The following is a 23,239-nucleotide window of genomic DNA, read 5'->3' as shown; positions in this document are numbered from 1 at the left end:
CCAGATCCCGGCCGCCGCGGCGCTCGCCGGGATTTTCCTGCCGACGCCATAGGGAAGGGTTTTAAACGATAACAACTGTTTTGTTGAAATGAGGAACTGTTATGTCTGTGATTAAAATGACGGATCTGGATTTGCGCGGCAAGCGAGTGTTGATCCGTGAAGACCTGAACGTGCCTGTCAAAAACGGCAAAGTGACGTCCGACGCGCGTATCCAGGCGGCGCTTCCCACTATCAAACTGGCGATGGAGCAAGGCGCCAAAGTGATGGTGATGTCTCACCTGGGGCGTCCGGAAGAAGGACAGTTCTCTGAAGAAAATTCCATGCAGCCTGTCGGCGCTCATCTTTCCAGTCTGCTGGGGCATGATGTACCGGTCGTGCGCGACTATCTGGACGGCGGTTTCGAAGTGGAAGAGGGCGGTCTGGTTCTGTTTGAGAACGTGCGTTTCAACGTTGGCGAAGGCAAGGACAACGAAGAGTTGTCCAAGAAGTATGCTGCGCTGTGCGATATTTTTGTCATGGACGCCTTCGGCACTGCGCATCGCGCCCAGGCGTCTACACACGGCGTCGCCCAGTTTGCGCCAGTGGCCTGCGCCGGCCCTTTGCTGGCCGCGGAGCTGGAAGCGCTGGGGCAGGCTTTGGATAAACCGCAAAGACCCATGGTCGCTATCGTGGCGGGCTCCAAAGTATCGACTAAGCTGGACGTGTTGAACTCTTTGTCGGAAGTCTGCGATCAGTTGATCGTCGGCGGCGGCATCGCCAATACTTTCCTGGCGGCGGCCGATCACAAAGTCGGCAAGTCTCTTTGCGAAATGGACCTGCTGGACACCGCTCGCAGCATTGCGGCCAAGGTTCAAATTCCGCTGCCTACGGACGTTGTCACAGCGAAAGCGTTCAGCGAGAGCGCCGAAGCATCCGTTAAGCCGATTGCCGAGGTGACGGACGATGATATGATTCTGGATATCGGACCTCAGTCTGCGGCCGCCTTGGCGGAGCTGCTCAAATCAGCTAAGACGATTCTGTGGAATGGTCCGGTTGGCGTGTTTGAATTCGATCAGTTCGGCGAAGGCACCAAAACCCTGGCCAAGGCTATTGCTGAATCGGATGCGTTTTCTATCGCTGGCGGCGGGGACACCCTGGCGGCGATCGATAAATATGGCGTATCTGATAAGATTTCGTACATTTCCACTGGCGGTGGCGCGTTCCTCGAGTTTGTGGAAGGCAAGACCCTGCCGGCTGTGGCCATGCTGCAAAAGCGGGCCGCCGAGTAAGTTTTGGGGACAGACTGAAGTCAGATTGTCGGCTCAGAAAATGCGACGGGCCAAGTATCCGTCGCGATGGTCGATGCGAGAGATTAATTAACTAAAAATTGAACACTATAGGGGATGAGAAATGGCACTGATTACCATGCGCCAGCTTCTGGACCATGCGGCTGAACACGGTTACGGCGTTCCTGCATTTAACGTCAATAACCTGGAGCAGATGCGGGCCATTATGGAAGCTGCGGACCAAACCGACAGCCCTGTGATCGTGCAGGCGTCTGCGGGCGCCCGCAAATACGCCGGGGCTCCGTTCCTGCGTCACTTGATTCTGGCGGCGATTGAGGAGTTCCCTCATATTCCGGTAGTGATGCACCAGGATCACGGCACTTCGCCGGCAGTATGCCAGCGTTCCATTCAGCTGGGCTTTTCCTCCGTCATGATGGACGGTTCCCTCGGGGAAGACGGCAAGACCCCGACTACCTATGAATACAACGTTGACGTTACCCGTCGCACTGTGGAAATGGCCCATGCTTGCGGCGTTTCCGTGGAAGGCGAGCTGGGCTGTCTGGGCTCTTTGGAGACCGGCACGGCGGGTGAAGAAGACGGCATTGGCGCCGAAGGCGTTCTCAGCCACGATCAGATGCTGACTGATCCGGATGAAGCGGCTGACTTCGTCAAGAAGACCCAGGTGGACGCGCTGGCGATCGCTATCGGCACCAGCCACGGCGCCTACAAATTCAGCCGTCCGCCTACTGGCGACATTCTGGCGATTGACCGCATCAAAGCGATTCACGCACGTATTCCCACCACGCACCTGGTTATGCACGGCTCTTCTTCCGTTCCTCAGGACTGGCTGGCGATTATCAACGAGTTCGGCGGTGAGATTGCGGAAACCTATGGCGTGCCGGTGGAAGAAATTCAGGAAGGCATCAAGTACGGCGTGCGTAAAGTGAACATCGACACCGATTTGCGTCTGGCCAGCACCGGCGCGATCCGTCGTTTCATGGGGCAGAACAAGTCTGAATTCGATCCTCGCAAATACCTGGCTGTAGCCACCAAGGCTATGAAGGAAATCTGCGTGGCGCGTTATGAAGCGTTCAATGCCGCAGGTCAGGCCAGCAAAATCAAGACGCTGTCGTTGGAAGCCATGTTCCAGCGTTACTCTCGTGGCGAACTTGATCAGAAGATCAATTGATCCGCTGACCGCTTAAGACCTTAAGGAAGGGAATGACCCGCCGCAGATAATGCGACGGGTGTTCCCTTTTTTATTGTTAATCTTGGCTCAAGTCGGATCATGCTAAATTACCCCGGACCGCGAGCCCGTGATTGGTCTATGCTGAACAGACGTCGGTTTGAAATCCGATGCGAAGATAGCGGCGGCGATGAATGCCGCGCCAAAAGGAATCTGGGGCGGGCCGGCCCGACCTGAAATTAAGGTTTGATTTTTTCATGACGCCATTCTGGGACAGAGAACTCCTGCGCAAGCAACTGCGTCCGATTTCATTTAAAGACGCGCCCCATCTGACTGAGATAGAAAAACACTACTGCAGTTACTATCGCATCGATAAAGAAACCCGCATTACCGGCGTGGCGCATCGACTGGGATACTTTGAGGCCATTGGTTATCGATTAGCCTGTCATATGTATACGCCTCCCCGGCCGCGCGGTACGGTATTTGTGTTTCACGGCTACTTTGACCATGTGGGACTGTTTGGGCATTTGGTTGAACATTTGTTGCGCGACGGCTACGCGGTGGTCGCATATGACTTGCCCGGTCACGGACTGTCCAGCGGCGAGACCGTTTCGATCAAGAACTTTGCTCAATATCAGTCTATTTTGGAAGCCTGTCTGATGCTGTGCGACGGCCATATGCCGAAACCCTGGATGTCCGTGGGGCAAAGCACGGGCGGGGCTGTCTTAATAGAGTATCTGTTCAGTAACCGGTTCACGCCTGAAAGCAGTCCATTTCTGCACTGGGCGTTTTTGGCTCCGTTGGTGCGTCCGCAGGGGTGGCGCTCGGTGGTGATGCTGCATACTTTATTTGGACCTTTTATCCGTACCTGGCGTCGGGTATTTATGGTCAATTCCAACGACCCCGAATTTATTAAGTTTCTCAAAGACAAAGATCCTTTGCAGTCAAGGGCGGTGTCCATTGACTGGGTGGGCGCGTTGCGACGGTGGGTAAAACGTATTGAAAGCACGGACCCGCTGGAGCAACCTGTCACCATTGTGCAAGGTAAGGAAGACACTACCGTGGACTGGCGCCATAATATTCCGCAATTACAGCGCCTGTTGCCGAATGCGGAAGTGCAATATCTGAAGACGGGACGTCATCAACTGGTAAACGAGTCGCCAGAGATCCGGGCAAGGGTCTTTGGCTGGATCAGTGAAGCTTTTGACAGGGCTATCGCTGGTCAGCGTTCAGCTTCTGTTAAGAAAAATGAAACTACAATTACCGCCAACTCTGATAAATCTGGAGATTGAGAATGAAATTTAAGCTTTGTGCTCTTGTAGTAGCGGGTTCCCTGGCCGCTGGATGCCAAACCTACGATCCCTACACTGGGGAAAAGAAAACCGCTAACGCGACCACGGGCGCTGTGATCGGCGCAGTTGCGGGCGCAGCGATCGGTGCGGCCACGTCCAGCAAGAAAGATCGCGGCAAGGGCGCTCTGATCGGCGCAGCCGCTGGCGGCACAGTGGGCGGCGGCATCGGCTACTATATGGACAAGCAAGAGTCTGAGCTGCGTCACCGTCTGGAAGGCACCGGCGTGCGCGTAGTGCGTAACGGCGACGAGATCACACTGGTCATGCCCGGCAACATCACCTTCGATACGGGGCGTTCAGATGTCAAAGCCAACTTCTATGACACTCTGGATTCAGTAGGTCTGGTGTTGAAAGAATTCGACAAGACTATCATCCAGGTTAGCGGTCACACCGACTCCACTGGCAGCCTGGATCTGAACCAGCGTTTGAGTGAGCAGCGCGCCAGCAGCGTTGGCCGTTATCTGATTTCACAAGGCGTGTTGAGTTCGCGCGTTCAGACCATCGGTTACGGCCCGCGTTATCCTGTAGCTACCAACAGCACAACAGAAGGCCGCGCAGCCAACCGTCGCGTTGAGCTGAAACTGGTGCCAATGCAAGGCTAATCGCCAGCTGCTTTAGCTGAAAAAGCCAGCCTGAGAAGGCTGGCTTTTTTCGTTTGTGTGACAAGCTCAGTATTAGCTCTCAATCTAAACTATGCTTTAATCGACTAATCGCCAGGGAGCGGTCCATCTGGCGGGTTATGATCAGCCCGGTGTCCGTTTATGTTTACTCATTGTCCGCGTCTCGCATAAATGCGACCTTCCCGCCGCCAATCTCTGAGCGAACCGTTGAATCATACGTTTCATAAGGAGCGGAAAAACGTGTCTTATGCAGATTACCGTTTAATGGAAAGCAGCACATCGCACAATCGCAGGGTTCTGGTGATTGAGGACGATCAGGACACGGTGGACCTCATGCGCAGGGTTCTGGAGCGTCGGGAAGTTCGATGCCAGTGTGAGTTTGTGGACAATGGCGCCAAGGCGATGTTCAAGGTTCACAACGCCCACTTCGACCTCATTCTGGTGGATCTGGGGTTGCCAATCGCCAGCGGCTATGAAGTCATGCAGGCGATCCGTAAATCGGACCATAATCGTTTTACGCCCATTGTCGTTCTGACGGAATCCACCCACGAACGTACAGCGATTGAGTGTTACAAATCGGGCGCTTCCAGCTTGATCAGCAAAAGAATGGAATATGGGATACAGGACTTTTACGACACCATTTACTCTATCTTCTATTACTGGTTGTCGAAAAATGAGTTTCCCAGGACGGAGTATTAGCGATGTTTGTGACAGGACTGAAGAAGAGGGAAGCTGCCAGGGCAGTTTGTGGCTGCCCTGGCGACGCATTAATCATATGTGAGAGAGATTTAGTTCTCTTCACTGACATTGATTATTCAGGACTGTGCCTTGCCCTTCAAACAGGAAGTTGGGGCCGCCATTGCTCTCGTTATCGCAAAAGTTATTATTTCGAACATTCATCCCGGAATTTTGACTCTCTACGCGTACACCGCCGTTGCCGTAGTCTTTTTCACGCCAGCCGTCACTGGAGCCCCAGCCGTTGCCGTGGACTTCGTTTGTAGTCTTGCTTCCTGAAGCGATGGTGGTATTGTCGCCATTCTCCACATAAATGCCCCACCATCTGCAGCCTTCTATTGTGTTGGCTCGTACATCTACGTTTTGCCCTTTCTCAATGAATATACCCATGCGATTGCAATTGTATATTTTATTCCCCGAGATCTTGACGTCGGGCGAACCAGCCAGAACATGTATACCGTAAAGAGTATTACGGATAATGTTGTTTTTAACGATATTCCCGCTACCAGAAGGGCCGTGCACATCCTCGCCAACGCCAATTCCTCGGCCTAACGCTTTGTCGTTGGGGTCGCCCACGATTGTATTGTTTATGACAAGGTTGTCGTACTCGCCTGACCCATGTAGATCAATGGCGTCTTGTTTTGTGTCTTTGAAGTAATTGCTGTTTACAGTTATACCGTGGCTGGGGCGGTTTATTTTTTTGTCCCCTTGAATCACTACGCCGTGACGAATATCGGGGCCATAGAAGTAGCTGTTATCCACTCTGCCTGCATTACACCCGCTTGTGTAGACCACGCCATAGCCATGTCCTCCATCGATTGTATTCGTTGCATCCTGAAACCGGGAGTTGGCGACTCTGCCGTTGACGGTGTTATAAAAATAAACGGCATGCTCTTCAAATCGGTGAAAACTGCTTTCATTAACGCTGACGTTTTCAGAATCTATGATGGAAATCAGCTTATTGACTCCCTCTGGATGGATAGTTTTCAGTCTCAGCCCGGATATGCTGACCGAAAACAGGTACCTGCCTTTAATTAAGGTTTTATGTTCGTCGTCATTGTCCTTACTGCTGTATACCGCAGTAATCGTTGATTTGGCGTACCCCGCGCCTTTCAAGTTAACGCGACTCTTCAGTATGATTTCCTCGCGGGTGTGAAAGGCGCCTTCAGGAATGATAACGGTATCGCCATCGCGAGCGGCGTTAATGGCGGCGTTGATGGCGATGGAGTCATCGTCGCTGTGGTCGTCTGGCGTGGCGCCGTAGTCGATGATGTTCAAGTTGGTGGCGAAACAGGCGCTGGAGAGCGCGCACCCAAACAGGGCTCCTAGTGCTGATTTCATAAAATATCCTTTGTTTCTGATGTTTAGGGTGGTTATTAACATGGCAATGATATTGGCATGTTAATCATCAGGCGCATGGACGCGCCTGCGTGGCTTAAGCCGCGGGAGACAGGGTGCAGGCCCTGTCGTTGCAGACAAATAGAAGGAAGCTATTTGTCTGCCTGATTAATAGTGCGTCTGACTCCGCAGAGCGGAAGCGCAATTTGGAAGCCTGGGGTTTGACGCCAGGCATATGACGGTCCAAGTTGGCGCGAGTTCAGCCTGCTTGACCTTGCTGAGGCGGCAGTCTGTAGTCTGGCAATTTCAAGGATCTAAAGAAGTTATTGGCAAAGGTTGTTTTTAACCGTGCCCTGGCCTGCGAATGAGAGGTTTACGCCGCCTTTGCTTTCGTTATTGCAGAAATCGTTGTCCTGAATATCCAGACCTGAATTGTCTGCATCAACGCGTACGCCCCCAAAGCTTGAGCCGCCCAGCCCGTTGTTATGGACCTGGTTACCTGTCTCCGCTTTGCGGATAACGGTGTTGTCGCCTTTCTCTACGTAAATGCCCCATTTTTCACAGCCCTCGACTTTATTGTCGCGAATATCCGCATCGGGACCATTCTGGATGTAAATACCGTAGCGCTTGCAGTCGTAAATTTCGTTGTATCGGATGGTGACGTTGGGGGAACCGGTCAGTACATGAATGCCGTAACGGGTATCGCGGATAATGTTGTATTTGATGACGTTGCCGCTTCCTGAGGGACCGTGAACGTCTTCGCCGACGCCAATTCCACGTCCAATAGTGTCACTGTCCGGGTCGCCCTGGATGGTGTTGTACATGACATAGTTGCCGTACTCGCCGTAACCATGCAGGTCGATGGCGTCCTGAGCGGTGTGCACAAAGCGGTTGTCCCGGATCACGACGCCGTGGCTGGGACCGTTGGCGTCTCCGCCTTGCACGACGACGCCGTGACGGATATCCGGGCCATTAAAGTCGCTGTTTTCTACTCTGCCGCCTTCACATCCATCGGTGTAAACCACGCCATAGCCATAACCGCCAGTATTAATTTCGGTGGCTTCCTGAAACTTGGAGTTCAGAACCTTTCCGTTCACGGTGTTGCTGAAGTAAACGCCATGACGTTTAAATCGGTGAAAACTGGCGTCGTCGATAGTGACGTCGGAAGAGTTCTTGATATAGACCAATGCTTTAACGCCACCGCTCAAGTTGGTTTTAAGCCGCAGGCCGGAAATAGTTACTTTAGTGACGTTCTTGCCTTTAAGGACGATATCTTCTGGATCATCCCCCTCAAATAACGCAGCAATGCCTGACTTGGCGTAACCTTCACCTTTCAGGCTGACGTTACTTTTCAGGTTGATCGTTTCGCGAATATGAAACGTCCCTTCAGGAACGATGACGACGTCGCCATCACGCGCGGCGTTAATGGCGGCGTTAATGGCGATGGCGTCGTCATCGTTATAGTCATCCGGCGTGGCGCCGTAGTCGACAATGTTCAAATTGGTGGCGAAACAGGCTCCAGAGAGCGCGCACCCAAACAGGGCTCCTAGTGCGGACTTCATAAAATATCCTTTTGTTTCTGATGCTTAGGGTAGTAAGCAGTGTGCAGACTCTATCGCCGAGGGGCAATATGGGGTTTACCCTAAGGATGAAAGTTAGGAAAAAGTTGCTTCGCTCTGCGGGATATCAGTTCGCCCTGTTTTTGTGGTTATTGAGCAGGCTGCGGTCGCCTAATGTCAGAACGTCGATTAATTCCGCCAGTCTTCGGGTGGCTTCGGGAGTGCGCTCCAGCAACATTTTTACGACGTACTTGAAGTGAATGTCTTCTTCCCAGCGGCTGTAAAGGGTATCCAGCGCATGCTGACTATTGCGGGACTTGCGAGGCCCGTTGACGCCAGTAAGCAGGTAGTAAGGTTCTTGCTCAAAGTAGTGGCACAAGGCTAGCAGCTCTGGATAGTCCGGCATTTCTGTGCGGTTGTTCAATTCCCACTTGGCGTATCGGCTGCGGCAAAGCGGGTGGGGGCGGGGTTGGATTAACGGCAGGATCTCATTGACGCCATCCACCACCTTTTGCTGGGTGTAGCCGAAATGACTGCGCAGCTCTTTCAGGCGCTGGGCAAAGTCGCTTTTTCGAAATGGGCGGGGCTGGTGGAAAAATTCCGCATTCATGATCTGACTGCTCTGCTTTTTGAAATGTTCTGAAAACAAACATTATTCAGCATATATGCTTTGTTACGTTCCGCCATGTAACAATCGTGCGTTTTTCAATGTGCTTGGAGTTGTTATAAATGCGTTACATCCTGATAGCGAACTGTCGCCAAGTTTGTCCTGGCGATGGGAGACCCAGGCGACTAAAGGGTGAGGTACTGGTTAAACCACACGGAGAATGAAAAAAGTGAACGCATTACAACTGATTGTGAGACTACTGCTCGCCACAGGAATTTTTCTGACCACTTCCGTCGCAGCGATCGATAAGCCTGTGTTGCTGATCGGCGCCTCCTACGCCAGTGGCGACACGCCTCTAAACTCCGACCTGCAAGGACCATTGGCGGGGATATCGGTTGGTTCCGGGGATTATGTCGACCTGGGCGCGGCGTTGATGCGATATGGGGTGAAAGTCAAAAGCGAGGCGCAGGCGGGCGCCACCACCTTCAGCCGAATCAGTTGTAATCCGGAATGCGGTTCTGCGCGCTGGGACAGTTACTCGACACAACTGCAAAAAGCGTTAATGCGGGTGGCGCAATATGGCCCGTCTGGTTTAACCGGATACAACGCGGATTATGTGATCATCAGTATTGGCAACGACTGTCTGCATTCCGACTCATTCGGTATCGAACAATCTAAGACCGCCATATGCAGTTATGCGGAAATGAATGCGGCGGTGGATCGCCTGATTGCTATTGGCCAACAAGTGCTGGACCTGGGTCTCACTCCGGTATATCCACTTTATCCGAATCCGGATGATCTTGATCTGTCTCTTTTCGCCAGTTTGTCCGGACTGACCTGGGCGATGAGTAGTGATGATTTCAAATTCTTCAGCCGCTTATATGCGCACCGGATTCATGATGAGCTTGAAGGCGCTCTGCTGGTAAATCCCTGGCGTACATTCGAACATCGTGGCGATGGCATTCATCCCAATGATGAAACAGTGATGAGAGGGGCGCGTAGAATTCTGTGGGCGATTCAAGAGTATGAAACCTCCCGCCAGTGACGCCAGCGGACTATAGTTAACGCTGTGAGGACCTGTCGCAGCGTTAACTAAGTTGGGGCGTTTGTCTGGGCGTGCATGGTTGTCGTTACGTCTTGTCGTCTCGCTATGCGATACTTTTATCACTGATCTGGTTATGGGTTACTGTGAAAGCTAGGCTTTCAGATACCTTTTCCTTACTGGAGACGTACTGTGACGGCGATTTTTTACTTATATGTCCTGCCCAGCCTGAAAATCCTTTTTGTATTGGCTTTAGCCGTCCTCCTTTTGTTCGCCTGTCGCAACGGGCTTCGTCGTAGACCAGACTATCCTCTGGACTGGTTCAGCGCCATTGGCGTGCACCTGATCCTGGCTATTGGCGTCGCGGGCGCAGTCGGCGCGACGATTCTGCTTCCTTCCACTGTTTCCGGTATGGAGGGATTGGGCGTCTTCTATCTATGCCTGTTGGTGCTGGCGCCCGCCATATTGACCTTGTTTGTATGGGGGCTCTCCGCTGCTTACCGCGTTTCCATGGCGCATATCGCTTTGTTGTTGTTTCGCATGCTGATATTGGGGGCGACGCCGGTCTGGTTGGCGGAGGCGACGTCCGGTATTTTTATCCAGGGGGAATGGGATGCGAGACGTAGTTTGGCCGCCTCGCCAAAAGCGGCTGAAGGCGTTATTGAATTAGTGGGAAATGAAGTCTGGCGCATGCCTGATGGCGAGATGATCAGACATGCCGTTTTACAAAAGCCCGCCGGAACGGAAGTGTTGCGTTTGAGCCTGGAGTTGGATGGCAAGCGCTATGAAAATATTGAGCATCTGGCGGTGACCTATTCATGCTGGTTGGATGACGAATTGCATATCGTCGCTCCAGCGGAGTCGGAGGTCGCCATCAGCTATATCTGGAGTCCTGACCCATACAGCAGCAACGAAAGCGCCATTCGCATCCACACGGACGCTTCACTGTCCAGCGACTACATGCTGGACGAAGAGCAGGGCAGGCTGACACTGCCATTTCCCACGCCCTATAACATGCTTCGCTTCAGTCAGAAGGCTGGCGGCGCGGAGAACCCTGTTTGGATGCAGGCGGCCTCTGCGCTGGTCAACCCGCCACGCTCCGCCGCCTGTCTGCACGGGGTTATAGAGGTGGAGCCGCGATACCGGACTTTCGGCTTATTTATGACTAATAGCCGTCCCAGCAACGCCAGGGAGCGGTTTTGGCAATGGTCGCTGGATGGGAACGGCGCACAATAGTGGCGAGCGCGGAGCTTAGAGCAATTTGGCCAGATGACCCACATCCCCCATCGCGCCCGTGACGGCTCCGAGGCTATCAACCTGGCTGCATGGCGCTTCGGCAAGGCTATTAAAAATGTCTGCAATCACGCGACGGCCTTCGCCAGAGCTGTTCAGGTACGCCACCAATTTATGTGACGCCATATAGTTGCTTTCTGCGCTGGCGTTATAGAAGTCCTGGTGCTCTTTGGCGAGCAACTGGTTGATAGCGTTCTCGTTCAAATCAATAGGGAGCGCCTTGTACGGCAGTCCGCCGTGCTCCAGGTATTCCGCCATGCCTTCGTTGAGCCATGTGGGCATGGGGCCAACCAGGCCCGCCAGAACGGCGTGAACCACTTCGTGTTTGGCGATAGCGACAGTGGTTTCCAGCTGGTCCTCGTTAACCATATAAATGGTGTTGGCCCCATGGGAGAAGAACGCGGCGGCGTTGAAACCGGGGAACACTTTTTTGCGCAGAGCTTCGTACTCTGCGCGATCGCCGTAAAGCTCCAGGTTAAGAATGATCTGTCTGCGGCGTTCAGGCGCGAGATAAGCTTCCAGTTGCGTATAAACCTGTTGGGCGGCCGCTCTTATCTTGTCTTCCACCAGGCCGTTGCGGGGCATGCCTTTGCTGGTCAATTTGAAATCGAAATACTTCTTCTGTGAGGCGTAGCTTTCGCCCACGAATTGTGCGCTTTTGTTCTGGGCGCTATCCGAGAAATGGACGCGGCCATTGGCGTCAGTCCACTTGTAAATCTGTGGCGTTTCCACGTCGCGGATGTCGCGAGTGGCGGTTTTTCCGCACATAGTTTGAGGTAGGGCGCTGTGCGCCATTTGCCGCAAAGCGGTCATTACGTTAGGCGCTGCGTCTTTTGATGAATTTGATGAAGTAGACGATGAGGCTGGCGCCTCCGGCGTGGATGATCCGTCCGTCAAAGGTTCTGCTTCGGGCGGTTGCTGCGGTGTTTTACCTGGCAGGGCAAGTAAATTAGCTTCGTGCAGCCATGAGGGATCTTGCGGCAGATTCAGCACATTCAGATAGGTTTTGCGTTGATCCGGCGTAGAGATAAACCAGACTGCGGGAACCAGCGCGACAACCACCAATAATTGCAGCAACCATCTTTTCATCGTAAAAATTACGTCCTCGTAAAGTGCGCTGGAGAGCCAAAAGTCCGATTATAAACCGCCCGCGCTGCGCGCTTTAAAGACTGTGTTGCAATAAATTGTTAACGATGCGTTGTCAGGGCGTTGCAAGCGCCCTGCGTTGAGACGCTGACCCCAACTTAAACACGGCGAGTTTTTACTCCGTCGATTCTGATTGAAGGAAGCCAAATGAGCGACGCCAATGTTGAATTCGCTGATGCGCAGGTACAGGCGACATTCGCCGCGTACCCGGATGAAGTGAGAGCAAAATTGTTGTTCCTGCGTGATTTGATTTTTGACGTGGCGAGAAGCACTGAAGGCGTGGGCGAGTTGGAAGAAACGCTCAAATGGGGGCAGCCCAGCTATCTGACCACAAAGACGAAAAGCGGCAGTACCCTCAGAATTGATCGCTTAAAGTCTTCGTCTTCTGGATATGCGATTTATTTCCACTGCCAGACAACTTTGGTGGAGACGTTTCGGCGCATCTATGGCGATGAGTTTCGCTTTGAGGGAAACCGCAGCATTCTGTTTGATGTGGCGGATGATCTTCCCGTAGAGGCGTTGCGTCATTGTATCGCCATGACGTTGACCTACCACTTGCGCAAAAAATCCGGCGCGGGAAATTGAATAAACGAGAGGCGGTCGGGAGCCCAAAGCAGTGATAATTTTTCGTCGTATTATGATGGGCCTGGCTGTGTTGAGCATCGCGCTCGGCGTCTGGGCGTTTTGGATCGAGCCTGCGTCGTTGGTTGAAAATGAAGTCAGTATCGCCATTCGTCCCTGGCCGCCGTCGTGCGATGGGTTACAGGTGGCGGTGATGGCCGACCTGCATGTAGGATCGCCGCACAATAGCTTATCCCGGTTGAGAGAACTGGTTGACGAGACCAATGCGTTGAGGCCGGACCTGGTGTTGCTGGCGGGAGATTTCGTTATCCAGGGTGTGATTGGCGGCGAGTTTGCGGAGCCGCGCGACATCGCCGCTGAGCTGGACCGGCTACAAGCCAGCCTGGGCGTATACGCCGTTATGGGCAATCATGATTGGTGGCATGGCCCGCAATTGATCCTCGACGCTTTTACGGGAACCCATATCGAGTTTTTGGAAGACGCTTCCACACAGCTGACTCAGGGAGATTGCCAGTTCTGGCTGGCTGGAATCAGCGATTATTGGGAAGGCGCGCATGATATCGCCAAAGCCCTGGGCGACATCCCGGCGGAAGCGCCTGTACTGGCGTTCACTCACAACCCTGATGTGTTTTATGACATTCCCCGCCACGTATCCCTGACTTTCGCCGGTCATACCCATGGCGGTCAGGTTAACCTGCCATTGATCGGTCGGCCCATTGTGCCTTCTCAATACGGGGAGCGATTCGCCATTGGGCCTATTGATGAGGACGGTCGCCAGATGTTTGTGACCCCGGGAGTGGGGACCAGCATTCTGCCTGTGCGTTTTCGGGTTCCTCCAGAAATTTCCCTGGTCACGTTGAAGTCGGCGCCCCTTTATAAGTGATAGGGGCGCGGCTATTCCAGATGGGTATTGGCATTAATTTTAAGCTTTACGAGCGCGACAGCCACATATGATCCAGAGTGGCCAGCCTGACCACTTCAAGGTGCAACTTGTGCGGCGGTGGCAGTTGTAGGGCGCAATAGATGGCGATGGCGAGAAAGAGTCCGCTGGCCCACCAGTTGTCGATACTCACTGGCTTCAGCGCGGTTCCGAATGAACGCTTGAACTCCATATCCGCCAGATTCACCGCGTAACATTCATCAAGAATAAGGTGGACGATATAGCCGGCGAAGACCATAGCTCCCAGGGCCCAGGCGAAGTCCACGCCTTGATCGATGAAGCGCCAGCATAAAAACGCGGAACCCAGCCCAAAGCTGGCGGCGGCTAGTAGTGAGTGGAAAGAGCCGCGATGTTCCGTGAGGTGGGCGAACACTTGCAGTACGCCAATACGGACTGCAAGGAACGCCACCAGCATGGCTCCCCACAATGGCAACAAAGGCAGGTCAGGGAACGCAAACAGTATGATAAAGGAAGCCATCACGCCCAGAGCGCTGAACAGTCCTTTTAATATGGCTGTGGTGTCTGCATCCAGGTCTGGCGCCAGGCCCGCCAGGGTTCCCGCTACCCACAGCGCCATGCCTTGCCCTGGGGTGAATAAACCGGTCAATAGCAGGGTGGAGGTCAACACGCCGGATGCGGCGGCTCCGCCGAGAAGATGTGTATTGAAATTAGCCATTTAGCGACGGTTGTCCTTATATGGGATGGCGCGATTGGCCGGTCATGCTATACCAGCGCCATTGCGCCGATCAAGCCAGGCAGTAGACATTTATGTCATTGTCTTAAAAAGAAAAAGAGACGGAAGGTTCCGTCTCTTTGCTGTTTCCCGAAGTTAGCGCTTACGAGGTCGGAAGCAACGTCCGGCTATGGCCAGTGCACCCAGCAGCGCCAGCATGAATCCGTCGATGGCCCCGCCACCGCCGCCTCCGCCAAATGATGGACGGCTCTTGGTGTACATCGGCTGTTGAGAGTCTACCCGGTGAGATTGCGCAGGTTGTTGCGCTCTTACTTCCCGGGCGGACTCCTCGCGCTGGATGCGATCTCCGATACGACGGTTCACCCCGTAATGTTCAAAACGTCCCTCATCCAGCACCAGCATGGAGGTGTAGTCGGTCACCAGTCCGTACTCGACGGCTAAATCCGTGACAGCCTGTTTACGATCCGCATCTTCGCCATAATCCTGCTGCTGATCCATCAGGTCTTCGATCTGCGCGAAGGCCCAGAGACGCTCCAGTTCAGGATGCAGGGTTCCGTCTTTAACTTCGAACTGAGTCTGATAGCGGATAGGCGACCCTGAGACTTTGCCTGTCAGCTCCACCTTAGCCTGCCCGGAACCGTAGTAATGCCCAAACATCACTAATTGCTGGCCGCGATAAACGCTGCCGATTTGTTTGGGGAAGACATCCGCAGTTTTAATGCCTGAAATCTTCAAGTTAGCGCCATGCAGAGCGGCGTGGTCGACCTTACTGGCGGCCAGCATGAGCTGACCGATAATGTCATCGCTATTGCTGACGCTGATGGCGAAGCCGTTACTGTGCTTGGTGATCGCTTCCAGCAGAGGACGGTTGGCGGAGTTGCCCATAATGAACGTGAACAGGCGAATATCCTTTTTCTCCAATAACTCAATAAACGCCTTTTGTTTGGTTTCGCCGACATTGGCTTCGCCGTCGGTGACCAGCCAGATGGCGTTGGTGCGGTCCGCATCAAGTCCGGTGAGCGCGCCTTGGATGGCTGACATGAGGTTGGTGCCGCCGTTGGGTCCTGCATTCTCGACGGCGCTGACTACCCGCTGCAGATTCTCCTGCGTCGCCTGCACCCACCCGTTGGTGATGTCAGTAGCATTGTCGTTGAACATGATGACGCGAACGCGATCATTGCTGTTGAACTTGGCGAACCCTTTACGCAGTCCTTCCAGCAAGGTAGAGAACTTGCCTGACATAGAGCCGGAGCGGTCCAGCACCAGCGTCCAGTCGCGCCCTTCGGTGATGGCTGGCAGGTCGTCTCCAGGCGTCACGGTGAGCATGAAGGTCCCTTTGTCTTTGCCTGGCTCTTTATAGGTGATCAAGTCGACGGAGCCAGGCAGATTCTGTTGTTGCCGCCAGTAGACCACGATGTCTTTATCCAGTCGGTAGGCGCTGGGAGCGGCGGTGGGCGTATTGGCGGCGCCTTCCTGTGCGGCTGCCTGGCTTTGAGGGGCTGACTGCAAGGAAACCGTCCAGCGCTGCTCGTCCATTCGCGTGATCTGCGCCTGTGGGTGTTCGGGTAAACGCAAGGCTTCCACCGGGTAGCCGCTGCGTAAATCAAGATTGAAGCTGAAGCGTTCTTTCACTGTCTCGTTGGCGGTCCAGAAAGCCATTTTCTCCTCATCTACGCCGCCTTCTTCCAGTGGGTAAACGTAACGACCAATTCCGGTGTCCATATGCACTGGCTGCAAATACACCAAACGAATTTTGGTTTCCTGTTGCGGTAATACCTGGCTGATGGAAATGTCGAATGTTTTATAGGCGTCCTGTTCTGTCAGGCCGGCGTTGCGACCTTCCGATTTTTCCTGCTCATAGATTTCTCTAGCCTGTTTTTTTGCGACGACTTCGCCATGAACAGGCGCGCCGTTGATCCAATAAGTGAACTGGGAGACAGCGGCCTTTTCCGGTACTGGAAATGAGTAGATGGCTTCCAGAGGCTGGGCGTTGGGATTGTAGAAAACCTGATCGACGGTAGTGATGGCGTATTCGCCTTCGATGGTGACGTTGACGTCTTGGGAGCGTAAATCCAGGTCTGGTAAACTGCCGCCTTGGGGTTTGAGTAATCCCGCCGCTTGCGCCGCGTCAGGATTAGACAGGGATAACATTAATACGCAGGCGGAGAGAGATGCTAGTCCGGCCTTTCCATTTAACATATACAATCACCTTTGCTATTGGGAAGAACGCCGCCTGAAGATAAATGTGATGAGTTGTTGTTCTCCGGCGGCTGCCTGATGGAATGCTCACTCAGGCGTTAGACGTATTGAACTTTTTTGCTGGGAGTATTGTTTGACGATACCTCCAGTGTGATATGTGAGGCTTTGGAGCTTTTATATGCGTTGGATTGTCATTTTTTGTGGATGGCTATGCTTCTGTGGCTTCGCCGGCGCGGAGGAAATGGATTCGCTGGCGGTGATCCTCTACGCTGGCTACGGCTCCGCAGGTAAGTTCACTCTGGAGGGGCGCGTTATTGAGCTGGACGAAGATACGGCGGGCGCAGCGCTGGAAGACGGTGGCGCGACCAATCTGCGCCGCAACCTGGCGCAACTGTTTAACGCCGAGCAGGAAGACGTTGAGGTGCGCGTCCAGCTTGACGCTCAGCATTGGCAGGTGAAGACGGACGAGGAAGGTTATTTTCGGCTCGATGGCGAATTGACGGACGCCAAACAGTCGGGCTGGCTGACGGTGACTGCGCAAACGGAAAACGCCAGCGCCACTGAAGGCGGGATCTTTATGGCGCCTTCTGAAAATCGCCGGGGTGTGATTTCCGATCTGGACGACACCCTCATGATCAGTGAGGTGACGGCAAAGACCTCATTGTTGAAAAACACATTTTTGAAGAATCCGCTGCAACGGGAGGCGGTTCCAGGCGCTTCCGCATTGATCGCCAGTGTTATCGCCGACAATGCGCAATGGGATGCGTCGCCAGTTTTCTATTTGTCCGCATCGCCACGGCAGTTGTACGGTAATATTGCACTGTTCTTGGAGCATAACGGCTTTCCTCGCGGCGTGGTGGTCGCCAAGAAGGTGTCGAATGAGTCCGACAGCGAGCCCTGGCTGGATCAGGTAGCTTACAAAACCGCTCACATTGAAGATCTGCTGCAGCGTTTTCCGTGGGTGAATTTCGTTTTGCTTGGCGATGACGGCGAGCGCGACCCGGAGATTTATCGGGATATTCAGGCGCGTTTTGCTGGTAGGATCGATGCAGTGTACATACGCAAAGTATCTCCTGACCCTGAGCGGCCGGTATACGAGGGGCAACAGGACCTGGCGGCGGCGATCGCCAGGATGGATAACGCGCAGACGGGCGTAAAAGAACGCTGAAACCCTGGCGCGGGATTTGTTAAAATCCATTTCAGTTAACTAATGGTTTGGAACGCGAATAATGGCTAAGTCTCTTCAAGAGCAGCTCCTCAAGGCGGGGCTGGTTGATCAGAAAAAAGCGAAACAGATAAAGCAGGAAAAGCGCAAGCAGGCGAAACAGACGCCGAAAGGCCAGCAGGTCGAGGACGAGACCAAACTGCGCGCGCAGCAGGCGCGTGAGGAAAAAGCGCAACGGGATCGTGAGATGAATCGTCTCCGGCAAGAGGAGGCTGACCGTAAAGCGTTGAAGGCGCAGGTCAAACAATTGATCGAGATGAATCGCATCAACCGCAAAAAAGGCGAGGTGGGCTATCAGTTTGCCGACGAGGGCAAAGTGAAGAAGATTTACGTCACGCAAGAACTACAGGATGGTCTGGCTTCCGGTCGTTTCGCCGTCGCCAGAATGGGTGACGCATACGAAGTGATCAGCAGGAAAGTGGCGGAGAAAATCCGCGAGCGTGCGCCTGAGTTTGTTGTGGTGCTCAACGAGAACAAAAACGCTGAGCCCGACGAAGATGACCCTTATGCCGCTTATCAGATTCCTGACGATCTGATGTGGTAACCCCTCTGGCGCTCAGGGTATGAGCGCCAGAACAGAGACTGGCGATCCTGAACCGCCGCGTAGTCGCAGCAGGCCGATCATCAATGTGACGCCTCTGGGCGGCAGGCGGTCCAGATTGGTCAGACATTCCAGCACAATACCGGATTGCGCCAGCGTCAGGCGATTGACCTGGTGTTCCGCGCTGGCGCCGGGATCGACGCCGTGGGTGTCTATCCCGAATCCGCTAACCTTTCTTTTTTCCAGCAAAAACCTGGCAGTTTCCGCCGCCAGGCCGGGAAAGCGCATAACGCCCTGCGCGTCCATATTGAAAAAGCGCTCAGGCGTTTTCCAGTAATGTTGGTAGCCGGTATAGAACAGAACGACGCACCCGGCGGGTATGACGCCATGGTTTTGTTCCCAGTGATGTAAATCTTCAATTGTGACGGCGTAGTCCGGTAGCTCCTGCGCCTGTACGCTGACATCAATCACCACCGCCTCTGGCGTTAGCTGCTGAGAAGAGTATCCGTCAATGGTCATCCCATCCTCAAAAAAGCTGGCGGGGGCGTTCATGTGAGTGCCGCTGTGTTCGCCAATCTGAAAACTGCGCAGGAAGTAACCGTCTTTTGCGATGCTGGCGACATCGTCAAATAGAACCGCGGGGTCTCCCGGCCAGAGGGGGATGTTGGCGTCAATAGGGTGACTTAAATCGATGATATTGGAAAACTGCAGCGTTCGAAGGGACATGGATTTTCTCGTAAAATGTTTGACCCGCTAGTTATAAAGCAATCAGTCTCTTATAAAACTACTTATCTCTTATAAAACAATCTGTTTCTTATTAAACAACGTGTTTCTTATTCAACAAATAGTAGCGGCGAAAACAGAGTTTCGGTGTTAGGATGCCTTAAAACTCAATTCAGACATGTTGTTTTGTCTTGCCGGGCGCGCCCGGGTTTTGTGGATGCCCGCGCAGGGAAAGGGATGAAACGACGGTCGGCCTCCAGGAGATGTTATAAATGGAAACAGTTTCCCGACCTGTAGACAGCAGAGTAAAGCTGTCGCAACGCTACTTTAATCCGCTGACATTGGCGGTCTACGACTTGGCGCTGTTTGGTTTCATTGATAAGTACGCCTGGGGCTGTCCAACTGAGCGAGTATTGCGCCATTATCGCGATCATCTCAGCGCCAACCATCTGGAAGTCGGCGTTGGCTCGGGGTACTTGCTGGATCACTCGACTTTCCCCGGCAAGGAGCCAAGACTGGCGCTGATGGATCTGAGTGAAAGTTGTCTGCAGAAGACGTCACGTCGGCTCACCCGTTATCACCCACAATGCTATCGTCGCAACATACTGCAACCTATCGAGATTGACGCGCCGGGTTTTGATTCCATCGCGGTGAACTATGTCATGCATTGCGTACCGGGACACTTCGAACTTAAAGGCGAGGCGTTCGGCCATTTGAGTCAGTTGTTGAATGAGGATGGCGTTCTGTTTGGCTCCACGGTGCTGAGCGTCGGGGTAGAGAAAGATATGTTCACCCGGCTCTGTATGAGCAGCCTGAACAAAGCTGGCGTTTTCTGCAACGAAGAGGATTGCGCAACGGCGCTTCATGACGTTTTACGACGGTATTTTAATCGCGTCGAAATGGAAATAGTCGGTTGTGTGGCGTTGTTCGCCTGTCGCGACCGCAAAACTGAGGCTGAATAATATCGATGTCCGCGCCGCTGAGAGGGTTTCTGCTGACCCGACAATGGGATGATCTCATTCCCGAGCCGGACAAGGCTCGGGGCGGACTCACCAAATCCTTGGCGCTGCAATTCTGGATACTGACGGATCGTGGTCCGGCGCGACTGACCGTCAGTGACCAATACGCGGTGTGTTTTCTTGAGAGTTCGGCGATGCCCGTGGCGCGCCGCATTCTGACCAACCTCCTCGGCGACAGCAGCGGCGAGCGCCCTCCCTGGTATGAAAAAGAGCTTGAGCTGAAGGATTTTGGCGGGCGGCCGGTGCATGGGGTGTATCTGCGCGAGCAACGCAACCTCTATCGCGTGCGCGACCTGCTGACGCAGGCGGGCCTCACGCCCATGGAGGCGGATATTCATCCTACAGACCGTTTCCTGATGGAGCGCTTTGTCACTGGCTCAATGGCTGTTCATGGCGAGACGGTGGAAAAGGACGGGGTGCTGGAGTTCCACAATCCACGTATCAAACCGGCGCCCTATACGCCTTATTTCAAGGTATTGTCACTGGATATTGAGACGTCCATGGATGGGGCGCAGTTATATTCTATTGGTCTGGTGGCGACTTCTTATGGCGCGGATGTCGGCGCAGGCGCTGTGCAGCGGCGCGTGTTTATGGTGGGAGAGTCAGCGCCGGAAGGGCCGGATTACCTCATTTATTGCGCAGATGAAACGCAGGTGTTTCAGCGCTTTATTGCGTGGTTTGACGACTTTGACCCCGATATTCTGATTGGCTGGAATGTCATTAATTTCGATCTGCGCTTTCTGCAAAAGAAAGCGGATGATCTGAACCTGTCCTTCCATCCGGGACGGGGCGGGACGCCCATGGACTGGCGCCAGTCGCGCAGCGACGACCAGCATTTCACTTTATGCATTCCTGGCCGTGTGGTGCTGGATGGTATCGATACGCTCAAATCCGCCACCTACAACTTTGAAAGTTTTTCTCTGGAGTATGTCGCCCAGCATTTGCTGGGGCGAGGCAAACTGATCCATGACCCGGATAACCGGGGCGATGAGATCACGCATTTGTTTCTTCACGATAAGCCCAAACTGGCCGCTTACAACCTGGAAGATTGCCAATTGGTGTGGGAGGTGTTTCAGCACGCCCTGCTGATTGAATTCGCCGTAGAGCGGGCGCAATTGACTGGGTTGGCGTTGGACCGTTTCGGCGGCTCGGTCGCCTCTTTTGATAACCGCTACTTGCCGCGTTTACATCGCGCGGGATACGTGGCGCCGATGTTGCCGCAGAACCCGGTAGGCGTGGGCAGTCCCGGCGGTTATGTGATGGATTCGATACCGGGGTTGTACCGCAATGTGCTGGTGCTGGATTTTAAAAGCCTGTACCCCAGTATTATCCGCACCTTCAAAATTGATCCGCTGGCGCGCATCAAAGGCATTGAAATTGAACGCGGGCAGGACGTGCTGCGTGAAGATCTTTGGGACCAGCAGGAAACGGTAAAAGCGGACCGCAAGCAACTGGTTCCCGGATTTAACGGCGCGGTTTTTTCCAAAGAGCATAATATCCTGCCAGATATTATCGGTGAGCTTTGGGCGGCGCGGGATGAGGCGAAACGCCACAAAAACGCGGCGATGTCGCAAGCGATCAAAATTCTGATGAACTCATTCTACGGCGTGCTGGGCACGCCGGGATGCCGCTTCTTCGATCATCGCTTGCCCAGCTCCATCACATTACGTGGACACCGAATTCTGTACCGTACCAAGGAGCTGATCGAACAACAGGGGCATCAGGTCATCTATGGCGATACTGACTCGGTGTTTGTCTGGTTGAAAGAGTATAAGCAAAGTGCGGCGGCGGAGATTGATAGCGTTGGAAAGCAACTGGCGGCGACGCTGAATCAGTGGTGGCGGGATTATCTGACGCAGGAATACGGCATTGAGAGCTTTCTTGAAATTCAGTTTGAGACTCACTTTTTACGTTTTGTGATGCCGACCATTCGCGGTTCCGAAAAGGGCAGCAAGAAACGTTACGCCGGCTTGGCCGCCAGAGGCGAGGGCGAGCCGGAAATGGTGTTCAAAGGGTTGGAAACGGTGCGCACCGATTGGACGCCTCTGGCGCGCACTTTCCAGAAAGAGCTTTATCGTCGCATCTTTCATAACGAGCCCTACGAGGAATACGTGCGCGACCTGGTCAGTGATATTCGCGCAGGCAAAAAAGACGATCAGCTCTACTACCGTAAACGTCTGCGTCGCCGGCTCGATGAGTATCAACGTAATGTGCCGCCGCATGTGCAGGCGGCGCGTACGGCGGATCGCATTCGCGAAGAACAGGGGCTGGCGCCCCGTTATCAGCGCGGAGGATGGATTGAATACGTGGTGACGGTGAATGGGCCGGAGCCCTTAGAGTACCGACGTTCCGCGCTGGATTATGATCTCTACGTGGAGAGACAGATCGAGCCTATCGCCGACGGCATCCTACGTTTCATGAATGCTTCCTTTCAGGATATCGCCGGCGGACAAATCGGCCTGTTCTGATCTGATTTCCTAGTTGATAGGAATCAAGTTTGAGCCATCCCACTTCAACCGCTTTCTCTCATACTGCGTTTCGCTGACTTGAACTTGCAAGCTGAGAGTTTGAGTCGCAGGATCGGCGGTCAGCTCCGGCAGATTGCCCAGCCTCACGAAGCGCTTGGCGTCCTGGGAGTACAACCAATAATCCAGAAAAACATGCTTGGCGCCTGCCGAGGTGGTAATGGCCAGATCGGGGAAACCATCAAAGTTGATATCGTCGAAAGCGATATGGCCGATGTCGCCAGCGAAGAACACCGTGTCAGGGGCGATCTCCAGACGTTGCTCCTGACCGTTGATGGAAGCCGCCACGGCTTGCAGCAATACCTGATCATCCGCTAGCGGCGCCAGCATCGGCGACGCCTTGACCTTAAGCGCCGCAGACTCGTGCTCACAGGTTGGAACGCGGCCGACGCCAAACAGACAGGCGTTTCCGTCTTTGGATATGGATTGAAGCGGCGAAACGCCGCATGACGTAATGATGGGAAATAGAAGAAGCGCAACGCGTCGCATAAAAAGTCCTTCTCGTCGAGACAAGAGTCAGACGCCTTCGGCGCCTGATTTCACATAGAGGAGTCTGACTCACATTAATGACTCCCCGTTTCCCGGGCGCATTCATGCTAAGCGCGAGACGCTGTAACGGCAATTCGTCTGTAAGGGCTAAGGCGTTTG

Annotated in this window: 21 protein-coding genes; 13 read left to right on the top strand and 8 right to left on the bottom strand. The window is 53.7% G+C overall.

The window, feature by feature from the left end; translation table 11 throughout:
- Positions 1-101: 101 nt before the first annotated feature.
- From EUZ85_RS25460 to EUZ85_RS25440, 5 genes are all read left to right on the top strand, one after another.
- Positions 102-1,268, top strand: a complete 1,167-nt coding sequence (locus EUZ85_RS25460) for a phosphoglycerate kinase (protein WP_127972954.1) — start codon at positions 102-104, stop codon at positions 1,266-1,268.
- Between the two features lie 121 nt (positions 1,269-1,389).
- Positions 1,390-2,454, top strand: a complete 1,065-nt coding sequence (fba, locus tag EUZ85_RS25455) for a class II fructose-bisphosphate aldolase (RefSeq protein ID WP_127972953.1) — start codon at positions 1,390-1,392, stop codon at positions 2,452-2,454.
- A 254-nt stretch (positions 2,455-2,708) separates the two neighbouring features.
- Positions 2,709-3,743, top strand: coding sequence for an alpha/beta hydrolase (locus EUZ85_RS25450; protein ID WP_127972952.1), 1,035 nt, complete (start codon positions 2,709-2,711; stop codon positions 3,741-3,743).
- A 2-nt stretch (positions 3,744-3,745) separates the two neighbouring features.
- Positions 3,746-4,405, top strand: a complete 660-nt coding sequence (locus EUZ85_RS25445; RefSeq protein ID WP_127972951.1) for an OmpA family protein — start codon at positions 3,746-3,748, stop codon at positions 4,403-4,405.
- A 258-nt stretch (positions 4,406-4,663) separates the two neighbouring features.
- Positions 4,664-5,122 carry a response regulator gene (locus tag EUZ85_RS25440; protein ID WP_127972950.1) on the top strand — a complete coding sequence of 153 codons (459 nt, stop codon included), beginning with the start codon at positions 4,664-4,666 and terminating at the stop codon, positions 5,120-5,122.
- 99 nt (positions 5,123-5,221) lie between these two features.
- Here EUZ85_RS25440 and EUZ85_RS25435 read toward each other — a convergent pair whose 3' ends face one another.
- The 3 genes from EUZ85_RS25435 to EUZ85_RS25425 all read right to left on the bottom strand — a co-directional run bounded on the left by EUZ85_RS25435 (position 5,222) and on the right by EUZ85_RS25425 (position 8,665).
- Positions 5,222-6,499: a right-handed parallel beta-helix repeat-containing protein gene (locus tag EUZ85_RS25435; protein WP_164887354.1), complete on the bottom strand. Its 1,278-nt coding sequence runs from the start codon at positions 6,497-6,499 to the stop codon at positions 5,222-5,224.
- Between the two features lie 320 nt (positions 6,500-6,819).
- Positions 6,820-8,058: a nitrous oxide reductase family maturation protein NosD gene (locus EUZ85_RS25430; protein WP_127972948.1), complete on the bottom strand. Its 1,239-nt coding sequence runs from the start codon at positions 8,056-8,058 to the stop codon at positions 6,820-6,822.
- Between the two features lie 124 nt (positions 8,059-8,182).
- Positions 8,183-8,665 (bottom strand): helix-turn-helix transcriptional regulator, encoded by a 483-nt coding sequence (locus EUZ85_RS25425; RefSeq protein WP_127972947.1) that lies wholly within the window; start codon positions 8,663-8,665, stop codon positions 8,183-8,185.
- A 226-nt stretch (positions 8,666-8,891) separates the two neighbouring features.
- Between EUZ85_RS25425 and EUZ85_RS25420 the strand changes: the two genes are divergently transcribed.
- Both EUZ85_RS25420 and EUZ85_RS25415 read left to right on the top strand, forming a co-directional pair.
- Complete coding sequence (locus EUZ85_RS25420; RefSeq protein ID WP_127972946.1) at positions 8,892-9,707, top strand: SGNH/GDSL hydrolase family protein; 816 nt, start codon at positions 8,892-8,894, stop codon at positions 9,705-9,707.
- A gap of 189 nt (positions 9,708-9,896) precedes the next feature.
- Positions 9,897-10,940, top strand: coding sequence for a hypothetical protein (locus EUZ85_RS25415; protein WP_127972945.1), 1,044 nt, complete (start codon positions 9,897-9,899; stop codon positions 10,938-10,940).
- 15 nt (positions 10,941-10,955) lie between these two features.
- Here EUZ85_RS25415 and EUZ85_RS25410 read toward each other — a convergent pair whose 3' ends face one another.
- Positions 10,956-12,086, bottom strand: a complete 1,131-nt coding sequence (locus EUZ85_RS25410; RefSeq protein ID WP_127972944.1) for a DUF4124 domain-containing protein — start codon at positions 12,084-12,086, stop codon at positions 10,956-10,958.
- Positions 12,087-12,290: 204 nt separating this feature from the next.
- Between EUZ85_RS25410 and EUZ85_RS25405 the strand changes: the two genes are divergently transcribed.
- Both EUZ85_RS25405 and EUZ85_RS25400 read left to right on the top strand, forming a co-directional pair.
- Positions 12,291-12,728, top strand: a complete 438-nt coding sequence (locus tag EUZ85_RS25405) for a DUF1801 domain-containing protein (protein ID WP_127972943.1) — start codon at positions 12,291-12,293, stop codon at positions 12,726-12,728.
- A gap of 31 nt (positions 12,729-12,759) precedes the next feature.
- Entirely contained in the window at positions 12,760-13,608 is an 849-nt protein-coding gene (locus tag EUZ85_RS25400) for a metallophosphoesterase (RefSeq protein WP_127972942.1), read from the top strand.
- A 46-nt stretch (positions 13,609-13,654) separates the two neighbouring features.
- Here the strand turns inward: EUZ85_RS25400 and EUZ85_RS25395 are convergent, their stop codons facing one another.
- Positions 13,655-14,341: a metal-dependent hydrolase gene (locus EUZ85_RS25395; protein WP_127972941.1), complete on the bottom strand. Its 687-nt coding sequence runs from the start codon at positions 14,339-14,341 to the stop codon at positions 13,655-13,657.
- A gap of 153 nt (positions 14,342-14,494) precedes the next feature.
- A complete protein-coding gene (locus EUZ85_RS25390; RefSeq protein WP_127972940.1) occupies positions 14,495-16,558 on the bottom strand; it encodes a VIT and VWA domain-containing protein in 2,064 nt (687 codons plus the stop codon).
- Between the two features lie 178 nt (positions 16,559-16,736).
- On the opposite strand from EUZ85_RS25390, the gene EUZ85_RS25385 reads away from it, so the two are divergent.
- Positions 16,737-17,726: a phosphatase domain-containing protein gene (locus EUZ85_RS25385; protein WP_127972939.1), complete on the top strand. Its 990-nt coding sequence runs from the start codon at positions 16,737-16,739 to the stop codon at positions 17,724-17,726.
- 61 nt (positions 17,727-17,787) lie between these two features.
- On the top strand, positions 17,788-18,327 hold the full coding sequence (locus tag EUZ85_RS25380) for a DUF2058 domain-containing protein (RefSeq protein WP_127972938.1): 540 nt from the start codon (positions 17,788-17,790) through the stop codon (positions 18,325-18,327).
- 12 nt (positions 18,328-18,339) lie between these two features.
- Here the strand turns inward: EUZ85_RS25380 and EUZ85_RS25375 are convergent, their stop codons facing one another.
- Positions 18,340-19,050: a cyclase family protein gene (locus EUZ85_RS25375; RefSeq protein WP_127972937.1), complete on the bottom strand. Its 711-nt coding sequence runs from the start codon at positions 19,048-19,050 to the stop codon at positions 18,340-18,342.
- Positions 19,051-19,319: 269 nt separating this feature from the next.
- Here EUZ85_RS25375 and EUZ85_RS25370 point away from each other — a divergent pair, with 269 nt between their 5' ends.
- Together EUZ85_RS25370 and EUZ85_RS25365 are read left to right on the top strand one after the other, a co-directional pair.
- Positions 19,320-20,009 carry a class I SAM-dependent methyltransferase gene (locus tag EUZ85_RS25370; RefSeq protein ID WP_127972936.1) on the top strand — a complete coding sequence of 230 codons (690 nt, stop codon included), beginning with the start codon at positions 19,320-19,322 and terminating at the stop codon, positions 20,007-20,009.
- A 5-nt stretch (positions 20,010-20,014) separates the two neighbouring features.
- Positions 20,015-22,534 (top strand): DNA polymerase II, encoded by a 2,520-nt coding sequence (locus tag EUZ85_RS25365; RefSeq protein ID WP_127972935.1) that lies wholly within the window; start codon positions 20,015-20,017, stop codon positions 22,532-22,534.
- A 9-nt stretch (positions 22,535-22,543) separates the two neighbouring features.
- Here EUZ85_RS25365 and EUZ85_RS25360 read toward each other — a convergent pair whose 3' ends face one another.
- Entirely contained in the window at positions 22,544-23,080 is a 537-nt protein-coding gene (locus EUZ85_RS25360; RefSeq protein ID WP_127972934.1) for a hypothetical protein, read from the bottom strand.
- Between the last annotated feature and the right edge of the window lie 159 nt (positions 23,081-23,239).

Origin of the sequence: Hahella sp. KA22 (assembly GCF_004135205.1) — a bacterium.
Lineage (GTDB): Bacteria > Pseudomonadota > Gammaproteobacteria > Pseudomonadales > Oleiphilaceae > Hahella.
This window is presented reverse-complemented; position numbering and strand designations above follow the sequence as displayed.

What these genes read in the sequence shown, in the direction of transcription:
- EUZ85_RS25460 (WP_127972954.1), top strand. Translation starts at nt 102, where the DNA reads ATGTCTGTGATTAAAATGACGGATCTGGATTTGCGCGGCAAGCGAGTG.
- fba (WP_127972953.1), top strand. Translation starts at nt 1,390, where the DNA reads ATGGCACTGATTACCATGCGCCAGCTTCTGGACCATGCGGCTGAACAC.
- EUZ85_RS25450 (WP_127972952.1), top strand. Translation starts at nt 2,709, where the DNA reads ATGACGCCATTCTGGGACAGAGAACTCCTGCGCAAGCAACTGCGTCCG.
- EUZ85_RS25445 (WP_127972951.1), top strand. Translation starts at nt 3,746, where the DNA reads ATGAAATTTAAGCTTTGTGCTCTTGTAGTAGCGGGTTCCCTGGCCGCT.
- EUZ85_RS25435 (WP_164887354.1), bottom strand. Translation starts at nt 6,499, where the DNA reads ATGAAATCAGCACTAGGAGCCCTGTTTGGGTGCGCGCTCTCCAGCGCC.
- EUZ85_RS25430 (WP_127972948.1), bottom strand. Translation starts at nt 8,058, where the DNA reads ATGAAGTCCGCACTAGGAGCCCTGTTTGGGTGCGCGCTCTCTGGAGCC.
- EUZ85_RS25425 (WP_127972947.1), bottom strand. Translation starts at nt 8,665, where the DNA reads ATGAATGCGGAATTTTTCCACCAGCCCCGCCCATTTCGAAAAAGCGAC.
- EUZ85_RS25410 (WP_127972944.1), bottom strand. Translation starts at nt 12,086, where the DNA reads ATGAAAAGATGGTTGCTGCAATTATTGGTGGTTGTCGCGCTGGTTCCC.
- EUZ85_RS25405 (WP_127972943.1), top strand. Translation starts at nt 12,291, where the DNA reads ATGAGCGACGCCAATGTTGAATTCGCTGATGCGCAGGTACAGGCGACA.
- EUZ85_RS25395 (WP_127972941.1), bottom strand. Translation starts at nt 14,341, where the DNA reads ATGGCTAATTTCAATACACATCTTCTCGGCGGAGCCGCCGCATCCGGC.
- EUZ85_RS25390 (WP_127972940.1), bottom strand. Translation starts at nt 16,558, where the DNA reads ATGTTAAATGGAAAGGCCGGACTAGCATCTCTCTCCGCCTGCGTATTA.
- EUZ85_RS25385 (WP_127972939.1), top strand. Translation starts at nt 16,737, where the DNA reads ATGCGTTGGATTGTCATTTTTTGTGGATGGCTATGCTTCTGTGGCTTC.
- EUZ85_RS25380 (WP_127972938.1), top strand. Translation starts at nt 17,788, where the DNA reads ATGGCTAAGTCTCTTCAAGAGCAGCTCCTCAAGGCGGGGCTGGTTGAT.
- EUZ85_RS25375 (WP_127972937.1), bottom strand. Translation starts at nt 19,050, where the DNA reads ATGTCCCTTCGAACGCTGCAGTTTTCCAATATCATCGATTTAAGTCAC.
- EUZ85_RS25370 (WP_127972936.1), top strand. Translation starts at nt 19,320, where the DNA reads ATGGAAACAGTTTCCCGACCTGTAGACAGCAGAGTAAAGCTGTCGCAA.
- EUZ85_RS25365 (WP_127972935.1), top strand. Translation starts at nt 20,015, where the DNA reads ATGTCCGCGCCGCTGAGAGGGTTTCTGCTGACCCGACAATGGGATGAT.
- EUZ85_RS25360 (WP_127972934.1), bottom strand. Translation starts at nt 23,080, where the DNA reads ATGCGACGCGTTGCGCTTCTTCTATTTCCCATCATTACGTCATGCGGC.